The following is a 17131-nucleotide window of genomic DNA, read 5'->3' on the forward strand; positions in this document are numbered from 1 at the left end:
CAAAATCTAGGCAAATTTCCACGATGAGCCTTTTATGTTGCGTTGCAAAACGGCAGAAAACGGTCGTTATGCTTTTTCATCTATTGTCCCGCTAGGTCATCCTCTGTCACGCTGGGGCATTCTCTTCGGACCCATAAACCTGTCTGCAAAAGGCAACTCTGAAATCACGTTCGACAGAAGCGCCGGATCAATCGGCGTCACATAATCAGGGAAGGAGAGATGTTATGAAGGCCATCAACAATCTGCCGCTAATCGGCCTTATCCTGTCAGCGGGCATTGCCCTGCCGGCGACGGCGCAGGACGCAGCGTCAGCGCAATCGGCGCAGAGCCGCACCAACGCGCTGGAGGACATCGTCGTCACCGCGACCAAGCGAAACGAGAATCTGGTCAAGGTACCGATCTCGGTCAGTGTCGTCACCGAAGCGGCGATCGCGGAAAGGGGTATCACCCGGCCTGCCGATTTCCTGTCATCGACACCTAACGTAACCTTCGTCGAGGATAATGCGGGCGAGGCCTACATCAATATTCGCGGCCAGACATCGGTGCGCAATTCCGACCCGAACGTCGCGATCGTGATCGACGGCGTCACCCTGTCGAGCGTCAAGCCGTTTAACCAGGATCTGTTCGGCATCCAGCAGATCGAGGTGCTCAAAGGGCCGCAGAGCGCGCTTTATGGCCGCAACGCCGCCGCCGGCGCGATCGTCATCACCACCAAGAAGCCGGGCGACACATTCGAGGGCAACGTCGTCGCCGCCTATGGCAATTTCAACACGGCGCGCGCCAGCGCATCGGTCAGCGGCCCGCTCGCACCGGGCTTGGGCTTCAGCGTGGCGGGCGCCTTCCGCGACACCGACGGTCCCTTCACCAACATCACCACCGGCGAGAAGGTGCAGCGGTTCCAGAACAGCAGCGGCCGGGCGCGGCTGGTCTATGACAATGACGGGCCGTTCACCGCCGACTTCAAGCTGACGGCGCATCGGTCCAAAGGCGGCGGCAGCGCCTATAATGCGCAGTTTGTCGGCCTGCCGATCGGCGGCTTTCCCGGCACCGCACTGGACGCAAACAACACCGATATGCCGTTCGTCTCCAACGTCAACGGGGCCTTTGCCGAGAAGTTCATCGACGCCACGTTCAAGGCGGAATATGACATGGGCTGGGCCAAGATTACGTCCATTTCCAGCTATAATCATCTGAAGCAATATTTCGGCAGCGACAGCCCGCCCTATATTCCGCAGGACACCGGGCTGGCGGGCGGCGGCACCGTGCAGCAATATACCTATGACGACACAAACTATTCGCAGGAAGTGCGGCTGACGTCGGACAGCGCCAATCGCTTCCGCTGGCAGGTCGGCTTCTATATCCTGCGGTTCGAGCGGGATCAGACGAGCAAGATCGGCCTGGACACCAATGGGTCGCTGCCCGCCGATCGCGACACGATCGATCCGGCGACCACGGTATCCTACAGCAATCCGCTTTATCGGACGACCAGCTATGCGCCCTTCGCCAGCGTGCAGTTCGATGTGACCGACCAGTTTCACATCAACCTGGCCGGGCGTTACGATACGGAGAAGCGGTCGATCCGCGAAAATGCCTCCGCCGCGATCAATCCGTTGACCGGCGTCAGCTATAATAATTGCGTGGCGCAGGGCACAGCGATCGCCGATTGCAAATTGTCGCGAACCTTCAAGCAGTTCGAACCAAAAGCCAGCATCTCCTACGACATCGCATCGACCGCCAGCGTCTATGCCAGCTATGGCAAGGGTTTCAAGTCGGGCGGGTTCAACCCGATCGGGTCGCGTCAGGCGCTGATCGATGCAGCCGGCGGCAATGCGGCCAACATCTATGTGCAGGACGGCTATAACAAGGAAGTCTCGACCTCCTACGAGGTTGGCGCGAAAGCGCGTTTTTTCAATCGTCGCCTGTCGATAAATGCGGCGGTGTTCAAGACCGACATTTCCGGGGCGCAACAGTTTCAATTCCAGCCGTCGGCCGGCCTGCAAACCACGATCAGCATCGACAAGGTGAAGCTCAAGGGTTTCGACGTGGATTTCGACGCGATGCTGCCCATGGGTCTGCATCTGTTCGGCGGCTACGGCTATACCCATGGCCGGGTCGCGCAATTTGCCGGCAACCCGCTGGCCAACGGTAATGTCGCGCCGGGTGCGTTCAAATATACGCTGAACCTGGGCGCCAGCCAGAATATCGACCTGACCGACAAGCTCACTTTGGTGCCGCGGGTCGAGGTCAACCGCTATGGCGCGATCTGGTGGGACGTCGATAATTTCGCGGGCACCAAGCGCGATCCGCTTACGCTGCTCAAGGCGCGGCTTTCGCTCAAGAGCGCCAATGGCTGGGAAATCTCGGCTTATGGCGACAATCTGACCAACGAGAAATATTTCCAGGAAGTCGTGCCATTGCTGTCGGTCTTCACCGTCAACTATCGTGGCCCGACCCGGAGCTATGGCCTGGAAGCCCGCATCGATTTCTGAGACCTCTCCCTGGACCCGGCGTTGCGCCGGGTCCGTTTTTTCCATGATGTGGAGGGAAGACATGAATCTGGAATGGGAGCAGAACTGGCTGGAACAGTTCGACAATCGGCTGGAAGAACTGATGGCCAATTATCCGGCGGAGTTCGAATATGAGGATCTGAATTTCGGCGTCCGCATCGACAATGATCGCGATAAGCTGCGCCGCTGGTTCATGACCTTCGAGAATGCCGATCCCGACAAGTCGAAACATTATTTCAACGCCACCCGCTATCATGGCGATGAAACAGGCGGTTGCCTGGAATGGACGTGGGAAATTCACCATATGTCCGACTTTCTCGGCCTGCCTGCCACCGGCAAGACGACGCTGGTGCAGGGCATGACCATCCATGCCTTCAAGGATGGCAAGATCGTGCTGGAACGCAGCTTGTGGGATACCGCGGCGCTGATGCGGCAACTGGGTTTGCAGGCGCCCGTCGAAGTGGAGTTTCATTGATGTTCGATCTGACGGGGAAAGTCGCGATCGTCACTGGCGCCGGATCGGGGATCGGCGCGGCGATCGCGCAGCGCTTTCGGGCGGCGGGCGCCGATGTGCTGGTGGCGGATATCAGCCCGCAGGCCGAAGTGCTGGCTTTGCAATGGGGCTGCGCTTTCCGCCGCACCGATGTCGGCCAGCCGGACGAGATGGCGGCATTGTGCGAGGATGCAGCCGCCCGCTTCGGCAAGCTCGATATTTTGGTCAACAATGCCGGGATCGCCGCATCGGCACCCATCGCGGAGGCGGACGAAGCCCGATCGCAGCGTTTCTGGCGGGTGCATATATTGGGCGTGCAGATGGGCATCAAAGAGGCCGCCGCGCGGATGACAGCGGGTGGGTCGATCGTCAATATCTCATCAATCACGGCCATGCGCGGCTTCCTGCAATGGGGCGAATATGCCGCGACCAAGGCGGGGATCATATCGCTGACCCAGACGGCGGCGGTCGAATATGGGCCGCGCGGCATCCGCGTGAACTGTATCGCGCCCGGCATCATCGACACGCCGATGGCAATGGACGAGGCGCCCGACATGGTGAGCCGCAACGCCAATGTCTTTACCCTGCTGGGCCGGATCGGTCGGCCGGAAGAACTGGCGGCCGCCGTTCATTTCATGGCGAGCGACGATGCAAGCTATATCACCGGACAGACGCTGCTGGTCGATGGCGGGTGGAGTACAGGCACGTCGATCAAGGGGATCGAACTGGCGCTGTCGACGACCGGCTGAAAAATGGGTCGGGAAAGGCATGGACGGTAGAAGCAGCTGCCGCCCCCATTTATCACCGGCCAGCCTGTAGGATAGGCGGACGTGTCAGTCGAGGAAATGCAGCGCCGTGATGAGCGCACCGCTCAGCCCGACAAGACCATCGAACAGAAGCAGCCAGGCCATCGGGGCGGCGCGCAATTCCATATAATAGCGCACGACCAGATGCGCCTTGACGGTGGCGGCCAGCATCACGGCGGCAAAGCCCCACCCCGCCGCACCCGCGCCCCCGAATCCGGCAAGCGTCGCCAGCAACAGCAAGACCCAGATAGCCGTCGGTCCGTTCGGGCACGTCATCGCGCGCCCTGCAAATAAAGCATCGCGAACAGAAATATCCACAGCAGGTCGACCATGTGCCAGAACAGCGCGCAAGATATGGTCCAGTCGATGAAGCCGGGGTCGGCCCGGTCCGCCCGCGCCCGCGCGAAAGTCGCCACCAGCAGGGCGATGCCGATGGCATAATGGAGCAGGTGGATGCCGGTAAAAACATAGTAGAAGGTGAAGAAGGCGTCGGTCCGGGGTGTCAGGCCCTGTGCGATCTTGGTCGCATATTCGATGCCCTTGACGACGCCGAAGCACAGGCCGACGGCGATGGCGCACAGCAGATGGCGACGCACTTTGGGCATATGCCCAGTCCGCGCGCCTTCCACCGCCAGCGTCACCTGCCAGCCGCTGGTGATGAGGAGGAGCGTGTTGAGCAGCCCCAGCCGGATGTCGAGCAACGCCGCCGATCGGGCGAACAGCGCAGGCTGGGCCATGCGTTCGACCATGAAATAGCCGAAAAACAGGATGAAGTTGGCGATGTCGGCGGCAATGAAGGTCAATATGCCGGGAACCGGGCGGGATCGATCCGGGGCGGCTTCAACCATGTGGCGCGGGCGCCGGGGTGTCGCGTTGCAGCCGGGTCAGCGCGCGCAGAGTGAAGATCGAAAGGATTAGCATCGCCCAGAAAAAGAGTGAAAATTCCACCCAATAGTTGAAGAAGCCGCTACGCGAAAAAGGCCCGTCGCGGAAGAAGGGCAGGAAGCAGAAGCCCATGAAGGCGACCGCGACCCAGATCGCGAACCAGCATACGGGCCTGGGGATGAGCGGCTCGGCGCGCCAGTCGTTGAGGAAGCAGAGGGCAAAGGCCGTGACCTGAAGCATGGTGAGCGAGAAGGCCATGTCGAACATGATCCATCCCGTGTCGTAGAGCATCATCAGGATCGCCGGATCAGCCTCCGGCCGGAAGGCGGCGGTCAGCCAGAAGGCGGGCGGAAACACCAACACCAGGGTCGTGAAGCCCGCACCCCAGAGTTGCAGACGCGATAGCAGATCATTGTCACGTTCGGCCGCCTCCATCACCTTGGTGATACCCATGCCCCATACCAGATAGAGAACGCCCGAAACCATCATGCCCGTCATGCCGATCAGCGCGGCGGTGGTATGCTCGCGGAAATGCCGAGCGATATCGTCTGCCGACAGCGCCGCCGAATAAGGCGGGATATTGTGCCCCAAAAGCGCGAAGAAGAGGATTAGCAGGATCAGCAGCGTCGGTCCCATCCACAAACAGAAACGCACATAGCGCAAAGGGTTGGAAGTCGGTGCAACCCGACAGACTCCCGCTATCGCGACATTCGTCAATGACTGATCCGCACGCGCATCGTCGGCCAAGGATGTCATGCCCAGTCCCCGTTCCTGTCCATCGGTCGCCGTGCCGACTGGCGCCACCATGAACCCATGCGGGGCAAAGAGCGATATCCCTGGGCGCCATCACACGCCTTATCGTGCCAAAGTCATGATCTCTGGTCGTCAGTCGTCGGCCAGGCTGCGGTCGGCCAACGACCGCGCCTCCCGCCACACGCTCGGCCGCTGCGCGGTCCAGCGCATGAAGGCGCGGGAGAAGGTGCTGCTGCTGGAAAAGCCCAGCAGATAGGCGACATTTTCGACCGTCAGGTCCGGGCGGCGCAGATAGTCATAGGCCAGCTCCTCGCGCAGCCGATCGAGCACCTCCTGAAAGGTCGTATTCTCCTCGCGCAGGCGGCGTAGCAGAGTGCGTTCGGTCATGGCGAGCAGGCGCGCAGTTTCCTGCTTGCTCGGTTCGCCATTGGGCAATTGCCCGATCAGCGTGTCGCGGACCTTGCGCGAGAAGCGGCTGGCAAAGCGAAAGGCGAGATATTTAGCCGCCATCTCGTCCAGCATCGTCGCCAGTTCCTCGTTGGCGGACGGGACCGGCCGTTCGAGTATCTCGACCGGGAAGAGAATGCTGTTGATCGGCTGGCCATAGCGGATGGGACAGCGAAAAACGTCGCGATAGGCCTGGTCATCGGCTGGCTTACGGTGGCGGAAACTGACCTCGACCGGCGTGATCGAGGTGGACAATATCCATTCGCACAGCAGGAAGAAGCCCGCGAGCATGGTGTCGATCGTCTGGTAGATGGGCTGACGCCCGCCGGTGTTGAGATCAACCGTCAGGCGATAACCTTCTTCTTCACGCTGGAAGGATACCGCAGCAGAATCGGAGATCAACCGGGCGGAATGGGAAAAGCGTTCGGCCGCCCGGCGCAATGTGGCGCTGCACGACATGGCGTAACCCACGACATGAAAGGTCGACGGGCGGATATGGCGCGCGACCTTCAGGCCGAAATTGGGGTCGCCAGTCGCCTCGACAGCCGCGATCCACAGGCTGGTCACCTGATCCTGCGAATAGCGATGGCCCAGATCGCCGACGCGGCTGGCGTCCATGTCGATGTCGCGCATCAGGGCGGGCGGATCGATCCCCGCATCCTCCAGCGCCTTTACGATCGCCAATATCCATGCCGACAGGCCGGTCTGCACGCTCTCTGTCTCCCCCCGTCATCCGGATTTTTCATATCCGGGCGATGATGGCTGGGACCATGGCCAAAGGCAAACGGCTCAGGCCTTTTTATGCAGAAAAAAGCCGCCCCCGGTGCTCCCCGACTGCGGCCCGCGACCGTCCTGAAGAGAAGGGATCAGTCGAACTTGAACGCGAGGGTCGCGCCATAGTTGACGGGCCGGGCGACATAGCGCACCACGACGTCCTGGATGACGAACTGGTTGGTCCGATAATAGCTGACTGTGACGTTGCGGCCCCAAGAGGCTGAAGCTCCAGCGATCGTCCAGCGCTTTGACGCCGGCGCGCAGGCGGGTCCATGGATATCATCGGCGCCTCTTCGGGCACCGGATCATATTCGCCCAGTAACGCGGGCCAGAACTGGCCGGAGTTGAAGGCTTTCTCATCCGTCAGCAGGGCGTCGACATCATCATAGCGCGCTACGCCTCGCAATTCGGTGATGACATCCCAGCGCAAGTTCAAGTCCCCCGCCAAGAACAACCCCGCCGATCACGGCGACGAGCGGTTTGCAGACCGTCTCCAGATTGCGGATGCGGCGGCTGAAACCGCCCGCCTCCCCCAATCCAGCCCGCAAATCCTCTTGGGTCGCGGCTTCGCGCCACCGCTCGATATCGACCTGCAATTCGACAAGATCGGCGCCGGCGCAAAATCCGCTCGCCTTGCCCGAACATAATATGGCCCCGACGATCGCGTCGTCCTGATGCAACCGCTGCGCTAACAGGCCCAGATCGTCCTGAACCGCATGGCTGATGATGTTCATCGATCGATTTGGCATGGCGAAAGTAACGATCGCGACACCGTCCGCGCCAACTTCCAAGGTGAAGTTTTCCATGTCCGTCCCTTCCTCAGACGCACGCTATGATCGTAGCGGTGCCCATCCCCGCGCCCACGCACAGATTGATGGGCGCCGTCTCTTTGCCCGATCGCTCCAGTTCATCGACCATGGTGCCCAGGATCATGCCCCCGGTCGCGCCAAGCGGATGCCCCATGGCGATGGAGCCTCCATTCACGTTGATCTTCGCCGGATCGATGTCCAGCGCCTGGATGTAGCGCAGCACGACCGCCGCAAAGGCCTCGTTCAATTCGAACAGGTCGATGTCGTCGCGCGTCATGCCGAGCCGTTCGAGCAGTTTGCGGGTCACGAACTCCGGTCCAGTAAGCATGATTGTCGGATCAGAACCGATGGCTGCCGTTCCCAATATTTTCGCGCGTGGTTTCAACCCGGCGGCTTCTACGGCCTCCCTGGAGCCGATCAGCACTGCAGATGCGTCATCAACGATGCCCGATGCGTTCCCGCCATGATGGACATGGTCGATCGGTCCCATCGCAGGATATCGGGCGCGCGCTACTGCATCATAGCCTGCCTCGCCCATCTTCACGAAGGCAAGCTTGAGCGCTGCAAGCGACTGCATGTCGGTTTGCGGGCGCATAAGTTCGTCATGGTCGAGTATGACGATACCGGCCTGATCGAGCACCGGGACGATGGAACGGCCAAAACGCCCCTCCTCCCACGCACGCGCCGCGCGTTGCTGGCTCTGCATGGCCTAGGCATCGACGTCATCGCGACTGAAGCCATGGATAGTCGCGATCATATCCGCACCAATACCCTTGGGGGCATAATAATGATCGAAGGCAAAGCTGGGATCGACCATCATGGCGCCACCATCAGCCGCCAGAGCCACACGCGAAATGGATTCGACACCGCCGGCAATCGCAAATCGCGCTTCGCCCAGCGCTACTTTGGCCGCCGCCATGTTGCACGCCTCCAGCCCCGACGCGCAAAACCGATTAATCTGCACTCCAGGAACGCGCGGATCATATCCTGCGACCAGCGCAGCGATGCGGGCGATGTCACTACCCTGCTCGGCAACCGGCATTACGCATCCCAAAATCACGTCGTCGACCAACCCGGTGTCAAGCCCGTTGCGATCACGGACGGCTTGGAGCACCTGCGCGGCGAGCGACAGCGCGGTAATCTAGTGCAGGGCCGTCAGGCCGCCCCTTACCGCGCGGCGTGCGAACCGCGTCATAGATAAAAACATCGGTCATGAGATCAACTGTTTAGCGGGGGCCGAGGCGGATCGCGCCATCAAGGCGAACGGATTCGCCATTCAGATAGCGGTTGCCGATCATGTGCAGGGCAAGCGAGGCATATTCCTCCGGCGCGCCAAGACGCTTGGGAAATGGGACCGACGCACCGAGCGACGCCTGCACATTTTCCGGCAGGCCACGCATCATGGGTGTGAGGAACAAGCCCGGCAGAATGCTATTGATCCGAATGCCTTCCCCCATTAGATCGCGTGCGATCGGCAGCGTCATACCCAGCACGCCAGCCTTTGATGCGGAATAGGCGGCTTGCCCCATCTGCCCGTCCTGCGCGGCCACGCTTGCGGTGCAGATGATCGCACCGCGTTCTCCGTCCTCAAGCGGATCGAGGTCCAACATGCCCTGCGGCGATGCAGCGAAACGTGCCAAGCAGGTTGATCTGAACGACCCGCTCAAGATCTCGCATCGGAAAACGGGAGATTCCCTCGTCCAGCTTGTTGCGGGATGCTGTCTTGAAGCCGTTGGCGATCCCTGCGCAGTTGACCAGGATACGCTCCTGCCCAAAGGCCGCGCGGGCTTTGGCGAAGCCCGCGTCGACCTGATCGTCCGACGTCACATCTACCTTGCAGAAAATTCCCCCGATTTCCGATGCCAGAGCAGAACCAGAGGCGTCGCTCATGTCGAAAATGGCTATTTTGGCGCCCGCTGCGGCCAGAGCTCTCGCCGTTGCCTCGCCCAGCCCCGATGCTCCGCCCGTAACGACTGCAACGACTTCACCGTTGATCTGCATTTCCGCCCCCGATTTATGGAATATTTCGAGCGCGATTTTTTGCACCGTATCGGCGAACCGGAAACGGCCAGGAGTGACAAGGAATGACCTTTCACGACAACCTTTCTCCTCGTTCAGAACCAATCGAAATTGCCAGCCTGTAGACAACGAGATTGCAGCCCTTCCGTAAAATAGGTCGCGCCCTGTGGTATCCCCGTTATTCAGATGGTGCGGACAAGGCCAAGATGTGGGGGTGCTTGAACGATAGGGCAGCCCCGTGGTCATCTGGATATTGCCAAAACGATGGGCCAAAGCCCGCCAACCCACCCGGACGATGTTCGAAGACTTAAGCAAAATAATATACAATATTATCTGTAGCGAGAGATCACTGTGATTCATGCTTGGACGGCCAAATGACCGCTTCAAGTGACAACAGGACGGGCCGTGTCGCTGCCGTCCGCTTTATATCCATAATCGCAGGAAGCGGGCAGTCGTGAAATGCCATCCTGCCGTCAGATATCATTCACCTGTGATCACCCTGTTCGCAACCAAATCTGATCCCCATTTGCGTTTCCGGCTATCTCGCCCGTCATCCCGACAGGTTCGACATCTCCGCTGATAAGGAGATCAAGAGTTGCGCTCTCCTCAGCCGGGACTTTGGCTAAAGTCCGTCGACCGTCGACCGTGATCGCAACGACAACGCCATGTTTGATTGACCCATCTCTGTTATAAAGTACGGTGTAAGTTTCGATCGCCGCTGGTCCCACATAAGTTTCAACCAGCGCCGGCGCTTCGCCGCGATGGGCGTCAGCATCCGCCTGATAGTCGAAGCTCCGGGGAAAATGCGCCGCCGCGATGGATTTGCTGCCCAATATTATGGTATGATTATGGGTAGCAAAACCACCATTGGCGAATAGAAGGCCCAGACCCGCGTTCTCGCGCAATCGTTGCACCATACTGACGACGGCGTGGCTCATATAATTGCCGATGGGACCGCCGCCGAAGGTCAGGCCGCCGAACACCGTCGCGGGTTTTTCGATCGGCCATTGCAGCGTCCGGCGTGCCATTTTCGGCACGCAGGGAAAGCAGCTGTAGAGTTCCACCAGATCGATGTCGGCGACGGTGACATCATTCAGGTCCAGCGTGCGGAGGATCGACACGTCCATGCTGGGCGATCGGTCATAGCGATTGCGGCCAAGTGGATCGTCGCATTCATGCGCTGCTGCTCCATTGCCGACATAAATAATCCGATCTTCCGCCACGCCGCGTCGACGCGCTTCTCCAAGGCTGGTGACGATGAAGCCCGCACCCTGATTAACCGAGGAATTGGCTACCATCAGCTTCGTATAGGGAAAGGCGATCGGCCGATTGTCCGCCGTCGGCGTCTCGATCGTATCGACCGATGCGGGCTTATGTATCCAGGCGCCGTCATTGCTGTCGGCGACTTCGGAAAAGCGGGACCATATCTCAGCGGATTCCCGCTGCCCTTCGGCAAGGCTTTGTCCATAGGCGGCGCGACCGGCGTTTTCGTAGAGCGGATAGACATCGACCGGCGCGGTCAGGCCGTAGCGTTGGCGGAAATTGGGCGTCTTGCGGGTGGATGCCGCGCGGGAGGCATTTTGCGCGGAAATCGCTGTGCCCTGTTCCTGCGCGGCACGCTGGGCAGCGGTCCTCAATGCTTCGCCGCCGACGATGGCGGCGATCGTGATCTCGCCTGCCCCGATTCTGTTTGCCGCTTCGTTCAATAGCAATATGGGACTGTCGCCGCTTGCCATCGGAGTCTGTTCTATATGCCCTGGCGATGCGCCGATCGCCTCGGCCAGCGACGGGGCAATCGGGTTGAGTTTGCGGAAGGAAATCTGATCCACCACCGCCAGTGAATCGAGATCCGCCAGCCATCCGCCGCCTGCATCGGCATCCGCAGCGCCCAGCGCCGCCGCCATGAGACCGAAGGAATCCAACCCCGCTTGCGGGTCGACCGGACGATCGTTGATCTGGCCTACACCGACGATTACCGGGATCAACTCTGGGTCATGGGCCATCCCTGTCATTTCAACATCCCTTCCAGCTTGGCATCCGTTTTTCGGCAAAGGCGCGCGGTCCTTCACGCGCATCTTCAGACCGCATCACCAATGCGCTTTCGCGTCGGTTCGCCGCCCAATGGCTTTCGTCGCTGGCAATCGCACCGTCCTTAATCCCCAGCGCGATCCGCTTGCTGGCTTGCACGGACAGAGGCGCGTTGGCCGCGATCCGCTCCGCCAGCGCAAGCGCGGCGTCGATCAGGTCCGCTCGCGGCACCACGGCGTTCGCCAGACCGAGCGCCATTGCGCGTGCGGCGTCGATGGGGTCGCCGGTCAACAGCATTTCCATCGCGATCTTGTGCGGCAATTGCTGAACCAGGCGGAACGCACCGCCTGCACCGGCCAATATGCCGCGCTTGACTTCGGGTAGTCCAAAGCTGGCGCTATCGGCGGCCACGACCAGGTCGCAAGCCAGCGCGATTTCGGTGCCGCCGCCGAGCGCTGTTCCGTTGACCGCCGCGACCATCGGCTTGGAAATGGGGTGGCTCACAATGCCGGCAAAGCCCCACCCCAGTTGTTCCGGATCTTCCGGTGCAATCCGCTCTCCGCGCGACAGGGCTTTCAAGTCCGCACCGGCACAAAAACTCTGGTCCCCCGCGCCGGTGATGACGACCACGCGAACGTCGACATCGCGCTCTGCCTCCGCCAATGCGCTACCAACGCCGACCCACAGGGCATGGTTGACCGCGTTGCGCGCCGCTGGCCGATTGAGCGTGATGAGCATGACATGGCCGCGTCGTTCGACGATGACGGCGTCTTCGGGCAAGGTCTGGCTCATATCATCTTCTCCTGTGGCAGCACGAACTGCTCCAATATTTCCGCTTCCAAAAGGTCGCTGATGTCCGCGTCGGCCAGTCCCAACTTTTCGCGCACCACTTCTGTGGTGTGCTCCCCCAGCAAAGGGGCAGGGCGGTCGGGCGGGTTGCGGAGGCGGTCCGCCACGATGGGTGCGTTCTCCACCGTAAACGGGTCGTCCAGATGGGGATGGACCGCAGTGCGAAAGAAGCTGCGTTCGCTATAATAGTCGAATGTCGGCAACTCCGACACGCGCAACATGGCGCCGGCGGGAATGGCAGCGGCCTGTAACGCTTCCATTGCATCCTGCGACGTCCGCGTCGCCAGCCAGTCCGCCAGTGGCAATCCGCCCGTGACCTGCGCCACGGTGATTTCATCCGCCGCATTGCGGATCGTTACCACGCACCATTCATCATCCCCCGCACAGGGATAAACTGTCGATGTCGGCGCATCATTGTCTATCGCGAAACCGGCACGCTGGATGGCTTCGGCCGCGACTTTGGACGCCATGTGGCTCAGCATCACTTCTGCCTGGCTGACGCTCACCTGCCCGCCGCGTCCGGTACGCAGACGCCGGATCAGAAGGGCGATCACGCCGATCACGCCGATCCGCCCCGCGACATGATCGGGATAGACGGTGATGGCGTCGGAAAAGCTGTCCGCTTCCCCAGGATAGCGCCATTGCATCGTCAAGCCTGCCGATGCCCGGACCAGCGGACCATAGCCCATGCGGCGCGACCATGGACCGGTAGGCCCGAACGCGGAACTATCCGCTACGATGATGCCGGGATTGATGGCCTTAAGCGATTGATAATCCAGGCCCAACGATTCGAGCGTACCGCCCTTGAAATTGGACAATATGACGTCGCTTTGGCGGATCAGATCGAGCAACAATGCCTTGCCACGCGGGTCTTTCATATCGAGGCCGAGGCTGCGTTTGTTGCGATGCCCCGTGGCGAAGGTGGGCGCGATCAGGCCGGGAACGCGGCTCTGGCGGCTGCCGTCGGGAAAGGCGGAGCTTTCGACCTTGATAACGTCGGCGCCCTGGTCGGCGAGCAGTCGTCCCCCTTCTGCCCCCACGACGATCACGCCGAAATCCAGTACCCTCAGACCGCTGAAGGGACGGTCGCCACCGCTTCTTTTGTGCGACTGGGGCGCGCGCGGGTGCCACCGAATGTCGGGTTGGGGCAGCGCGGGCGCAGGCCCGGCGACACCCATCCGCACCCCGTCGATTTCAATGACGCCATCGGGCACGGGCGCTATAATTCCGGGCGCGATCGCGGTCGGCACGAAGGCGCGTCGCGCCATGATCTGATCGGTCACCAGCGCCTCGTCCAGGTCCAGCACGGCGGCGGCGGGTACACCGAAACGCTCGGCTTCCTGTTCCACTTCGCGACGGCTTTTCCCCGCGAAGAAGCGTGCAATGGCGGGCAACAAGCTTTTCGAGGCAAAACGGTTTTGCAGTTTGTCGAACGCCGGATCGGCAAATTCTTCCGGCTGTCCCATCCATTCGAACATGCCCCGCCATTGGCGCGGCGCCAGCACACAGATGCGCACAAAACCATCCGCGCAAGGCAGGATCGGATACATGAAGCGCGCTTCGGGGCGGCCACGCGGCAATTTGCTGGCGGGCACGCCGGCCGTTGCGCTGCCGGCGATGCCATAGCCCGGATCGAGCGCCTGAGTTGCGCCATCCAGCACGGAAAAATCCAGATGATCGCCGCGCCCCGTCATCAGAGCCTGCCAATAGGCGACCAGGCTGGCATAGGCGGCCTGCACCGCAGCACAGGCGATCGCCAGATCTCCGGGTGGCAGCAGGGGCGGGCGACCCGGAATGCCCGATCGCGACAATTCTCCGGAAAGTGCATGGAAAACGGGACCAGAGCCGATCCATTCGCGGAAATGGGGCGTGTCGCCAAAATCGGACACGGACAATATGACCAGCGCGGGATAGGCCGTCATCAGCGCATCGACGTCGATCGTACCGCGCGGCGCGATCACTATGTCGGCGTCCGTCACTAGCGCATTGAAGCGATCGGGCGTGGCGGACCGCTTGCCAAGATTCGTCGTGACGAAATCTATGCTTGTGCCATTCACGCACATGCCGCTGCGACGATCATCCGCGCCCGCTACAGGTTCGATCCGCACAACATCCGCGCCAAGCTCGACATAGGCGCGGGCAATCGACCCCATCGGCCCCGACACAAGATCGATTAGGCGGACACCCGCCAATGGCCGGTCGCCAGCCATTGATCCGCCCAAGGCCATATCAGCTTCCGTCATGTCATCCTGCTCCCCGCAGCTTATTTCTTCTGGACGAATATCGATCGCGCGTTGGACAGTTCGTGAAAGCCGTAAATGCCCTTGTAACGCCCCATGCCGCTGCCGTTCACACCGCCAAAGGGCAGCTTATGTTCGGCATAGTGCATCAGCACATGATTGACCGTCACACCGCCAGAGGATGTTCGATCGAGTATGTCATCGACAAAGCCTTGGTCATGGCTAAACAGATACATGGCCAGAGGCTTGCCCGTCCGGTCCACCTGATCGACAATTTCGTCCACATCGTCATAGGCGATGACCGGCAGGACAGGCCCGAAAATTTCGTTCTGCATCAGGCCGCCATCCAGCGGCGGATCGATGACGATCGTCGGCTCGATGGTAAGGTCGTCCATCTGAGTAGCGCCGCCCTTCGCGACGGTGGCGCCATGTGCGACCGCTTCATCGACATGGCCCTGGACCCGCGCGAAATTGCGCGCGTCGACGATGCGGGCAAGGCGGTCCTTCTGGAACGTGCCGTCCACATAGAACATCTTGTCGACAGCGGCGCCGAGCATAGCGACCAGCTCGTCGCGCCGCGCCCTGGGCACCCAGACATGGTCGACCGACAGACAGAGCTGCCCGGCATTGTTGAAGCGGGCGGCGACGATCTTGCCAGCGGCGTCCATCAGCGGATAATCGGCGTCAAGGATCGCGGGACATTTTCCACCCAATTCCAGTGTCACGCTGGTCAGATGCTTGGCCGCCGCCGCCATCACCCGCTTGCCGATGGCCGGGCTGCCGGTGAAAAACACATGGTCGAACGGCAAATCCTGAAGCGCCTCGGCCAGCGGTACGCCGCCTTCGAAACAGGCCACTTCATTTTCGGGAAACACGTCCGCGATGATCTGCGCAGTGAGCGCGGACGTATGCGGCTGCATTTCGTTGGGCTTGACGATGCAGGCGTTGCCCGCCGCGATAATCGGCACGAGCGGGGCGAAAACCAGCGAGAAGGGAAAATTCCATGGTCCCAGCAGCAGAACGACGCCGCGCGGCTCATATTGGATAAATGTGTCATTGCCAGCGAAATGCGGCGATGGCTCGATCCGCTGCGGCGCCATCCAGACGGCCAGTTCGGCGCAGGCCGTGTCGATTTCCGCCAACACCGAGCCAATTTCGTTATTGCGCGCGCCGGCAAGCGGCTTGCGCAGATCGAGGTTAAGCGCCCGGTCGATGGCATCGGTGCGCGCGACGATCGCCGCGCGCAAAGCCGTCAGCCGTGCGATCCGTTCGTCGGCCGACCGCCGCTTGAGGGCAACGCGATTGGCGCGCTGCGCCGCAAAGGCGCGCTCGATTGCCTGTTGATCGAACTCGACGACGCTCATGCTGTTTCTCCATTCAACGGCAGGCGCAGGATCGGCTTGACCGCCGATCCGTCCTTGGCTGCCGCGATCGCTTCGTTGATTTCGGAAAATTCATAGTAACGGATCAGCTTTTCGACCGGCAGCTTGCCTTCCTTCCAAAATTCGATGAGCTTGCGCACGAACAGGGCTGGCACACCGTCGCGCCCGGCCATGATTGTTCCCATGACGGTCAGGCCGCGGCTCTGGAGAGCGGTCGGATCGATCGCGACCTTCTGCCCTGGCGCGACGCCGACCAGTACGGCGACCCCGTTGACGCCGAGCGCGTTCACCGCATTTTCCATGACCGACGCGATGCCCGTCGCCTCGACGGCATAACCCACACCGCCGTCGGCCTGGAGCAGCGCCACGGCATCTTCTTCCTGCGGATTGATCGTGCGCGTGGCGCCCAGTTCCATGGCCAGCGCAAGGCGATCCGCCTTGGTATCGACGACGATGAGAGGTCCGCAACCGGCGATCTTGGCTGCCATCAGCGCCGAAAGCCCGACCGCGCCTGCACCAAATACCACCAGGCTTTTGCCAGCCTGCACCTTGAGCGTGTTGAGAACCGCCGCCGCCCCGGTCTGGATGCCGCAGCCGAAGGGCGCCATCACGTCGAGCGGCAGATCCTTGTCGATCCGAATCGCGTTGCGCTCAGTCGCCAGGGCATAGGCCGCGAAGGAGGATTGGCCGAGGAAGCCGCCAAAGGCCGGTTTGCCATGCTGATGATGGGTGCAACTGCCGTCTGCACGCCGCCCGCCGGACATATTGACGGCGCGAAAACGCATACAGAATGATGGTTGCCCCTGTTGACAGGTCGCGCAGCGTCCGCACGACGTCGTCGTCAGTACGACATGATCGCCGGGCGTGATGCCTGTGACGGCGCTGCCCACATGCTCGACAATGCCTGCCCCTTCATGGCCCAGCACGGCGGGCCATGGCAGTGGCGCGTGGCTCAATATGCCAAGATCTGTCCCGCAAATGCCGGTCGCGACGATCCGCACCAGAATTTCGTCCGCCTGCGGCTCGTCCAGGTCTATCGCCTCGATCATCAAAGGTTGGCCGTTGCCATGCGCAACGGCGGCTTGGATTTCCATATCATGCACCCCGAAAATATTGGTGGCTTCTTGCAGTCGTAACGA

General features: G+C 61.2%; 13 protein-coding genes and 2 pseudogenes. 3 read left to right on the plus strand and 12 right to left on the minus strand.

The genetic code is table 11. From position 1 onward, the window contains the following. The first annotated feature begins 224 nt into the window (after window positions 1–224). The 3 genes from V473_RS08160 (at window position 225) to V473_RS08170 (ending at window position 3749) form a co-directional block, all read left to right on the plus strand. A complete protein-coding gene (locus V473_RS08160) occupies window positions 225–2489 on the plus strand; it encodes a TonB-dependent receptor (RefSeq protein ID WP_066602443.1) in 2265 nt (754 codons plus the stop codon). Window positions 2490–2550: 61 nt separating this feature from the next. Further along, entirely contained in the window at window positions 2551–2982 is a 432-nt protein-coding gene (locus V473_RS08165; protein ID WP_066602446.1) for an ester cyclase, read from the plus strand. Then, the gene (locus V473_RS08170) at window positions 2982–3749 is read left to right on the plus strand and encodes an SDR family NAD(P)-dependent oxidoreductase (protein ID WP_066602449.1); all 768 of its coding nucleotides are present in this window, start codon (window positions 2982–2984) and stop codon (window positions 3747–3749) included. Before V473_RS08165 ends, V473_RS08170 begins: the two co-directional genes overlap by 1 nt. Before the next feature lie 84 nt (window positions 3750–3833). On the opposite strand, the gene V473_RS08175 is transcribed toward V473_RS08170, so the two are convergent. The 12 genes and pseudogenes from V473_RS08175 to V473_RS08230 form a co-directional block, all read right to left on the minus strand. Then, a complete protein-coding gene (locus tag V473_RS08175; RefSeq protein ID WP_066602452.1) occupies window positions 3834–4082 on the minus strand; it encodes a cytochrome C oxidase subunit IV family protein in 249 nt (82 codons plus the stop codon). Then, entirely contained in the window at window positions 4079–4654 is a 576-nt protein-coding gene (locus tag V473_RS08180) for a cytochrome c oxidase subunit 3 (protein WP_082679015.1), read from the minus strand. The genes V473_RS08175 and V473_RS08180 overlap by 4 nt, the downstream gene beginning before the upstream one ends. After that, entirely contained in the window at window positions 4647–5498 is an 852-nt protein-coding gene (locus tag V473_RS08185) for a hypothetical protein (RefSeq protein ID WP_066602455.1), read from the minus strand. Before V473_RS08185 ends, V473_RS08180 begins: the two co-directional genes overlap by 8 nt. Before the next feature lie 78 nt (window positions 5499–5576). Further along, window positions 5577–6602 carry an AraC family transcriptional regulator gene (locus V473_RS08190; RefSeq protein WP_082679016.1) on the minus strand — a complete coding sequence of 342 codons (1026 nt, stop codon included), beginning with the start codon at window positions 6600–6602 and terminating at the stop codon, window positions 5577–5579. 446 nt (window positions 6603–7048) lie between these two features. Continuing rightward, a complete protein-coding gene (locus V473_RS08195) occupies window positions 7049–7471 on the minus strand; it encodes an enoyl-CoA hydratase-related protein (protein ID WP_066602457.1) in 423 nt (140 codons plus the stop codon). A gap of 13 nt (window positions 7472–7484) precedes the next feature. Beyond that, a pseudogene (locus V473_RS08200) lies at window positions 7485–8688 on the minus strand (acetyl-CoA C-acetyltransferase). A gap of 12 nt (window positions 8689–8700) precedes the next feature. After that, window positions 8701–9475: pseudogene (locus V473_RS08205) on the minus strand (SDR family NAD(P)-dependent oxidoreductase). 512 nt (window positions 9476–9987) lie between these two features. After that, on the minus strand, window positions 9988–11505 hold the full coding sequence (locus tag V473_RS08210) for an acetyl-CoA acetyltransferase (RefSeq protein WP_330219412.1): 1518 nt from the start codon (window positions 11503–11505) through the stop codon (window positions 9988–9990). 1 nt (window position 11506) lies between these two features. Continuing rightward, on the minus strand, window positions 11507–12313 hold the full coding sequence (locus tag V473_RS08215; RefSeq protein WP_066602460.1) for a crotonase/enoyl-CoA hydratase family protein: 807 nt from the start codon (window positions 12311–12313) through the stop codon (window positions 11507–11509). Then, complete coding sequence (locus V473_RS08220; RefSeq protein WP_066602465.1) at window positions 12310–14613, minus strand: CaiB/BaiF CoA-transferase family protein; 2304 nt, start codon at window positions 14611–14613, stop codon at window positions 12310–12312. Before V473_RS08220 ends, V473_RS08215 begins: the two co-directional genes overlap by 4 nt. 20 nt (window positions 14614–14633) lie before the next feature. Further along, window positions 14634–15974: an aldehyde dehydrogenase family protein gene (locus V473_RS08225; protein ID WP_066602467.1), complete on the minus strand. Its 1341-nt coding sequence runs from the start codon at window positions 15972–15974 to the stop codon at window positions 14634–14636. After that, on the minus strand, window positions 15971–17086 hold the full coding sequence (locus V473_RS08230; protein ID WP_066602472.1) for an NAD(P)-dependent alcohol dehydrogenase: 1116 nt from the start codon (window positions 17084–17086) through the stop codon (window positions 15971–15973). Before V473_RS08230 ends, V473_RS08225 begins: the two co-directional genes overlap by 4 nt. Window positions 17087–17131: the final 45 nt, after the last annotated feature.

Origin of the sequence: Sphingobium cupriresistens LL01 (genome assembly GCF_001046645.1) — a bacterium.
GTDB lineage: Bacteria > Pseudomonadota > Alphaproteobacteria > Sphingomonadales > Sphingomonadaceae > Sphingobium > Sphingobium cupriresistens.

Coding starts and splice junctions, on each gene's coding strand:
- V473_RS08160 (WP_066602443.1), top strand. CDS start 225: ATGAAGGCCATCAACAATCTGCCGCTAATCGGCCTTATCCTGTCAGCG.
- V473_RS08165 (WP_066602446.1), top strand. CDS start 2,551: ATGAATCTGGAATGGGAGCAGAACTGGCTGGAACAGTTCGACAATCGG.
- V473_RS08170 (WP_066602449.1), top strand. CDS start 2,982: ATGTTCGATCTGACGGGGAAAGTCGCGATCGTCACTGGCGCCGGATCG.
- V473_RS08175 (WP_066602452.1), bottom strand. CDS start 4,082: ATGACGTGCCCGAACGGACCGACGGCTATCTGGGTCTTGCTGTTGCTG.
- V473_RS08180 (WP_082679015.1), bottom strand. CDS start 4,654: ATGGTTGAAGCCGCCCCGGATCGATCCCGCCCGGTTCCCGGCATATTG.
- V473_RS08185 (WP_066602455.1), bottom strand. CDS start 5,498: ATGGTGGCGCCAGTCGGCACGGCGACCGATGGACAGGAACGGGGACTG.
- V473_RS08195 (WP_066602457.1), bottom strand. CDS start 7,471: ATGGAAAACTTCACCTTGGAAGTTGGCGCGGACGGTGTCGCGATCGTT.
- V473_RS08210 (WP_330219412.1), bottom strand. CDS start 11,505: ATGACAGGGATGGCCCATGACCCAGAGTTGATCCCGGTAATCGTCGGT.
- V473_RS08215 (WP_066602460.1), bottom strand. CDS start 12,313: ATGAGCCAGACCTTGCCCGAAGACGCCGTCATCGTCGAACGACGCGGC.
- V473_RS08220 (WP_066602465.1), bottom strand. CDS start 14,613: ATGACGGAAGCTGATATGGCCTTGGGCGGATCAATGGCTGGCGACCGG.
- V473_RS08225 (WP_066602467.1), bottom strand. CDS start 15,974: ATGAGCGTCGTCGAGTTCGATCAACAGGCAATCGAGCGCGCCTTTGCG.
- V473_RS08230 (WP_066602472.1), bottom strand. CDS start 17,086: ATGGAAATCCAAGCCGCCGTTGCGCATGGCAACGGCCAACCTTTGATG.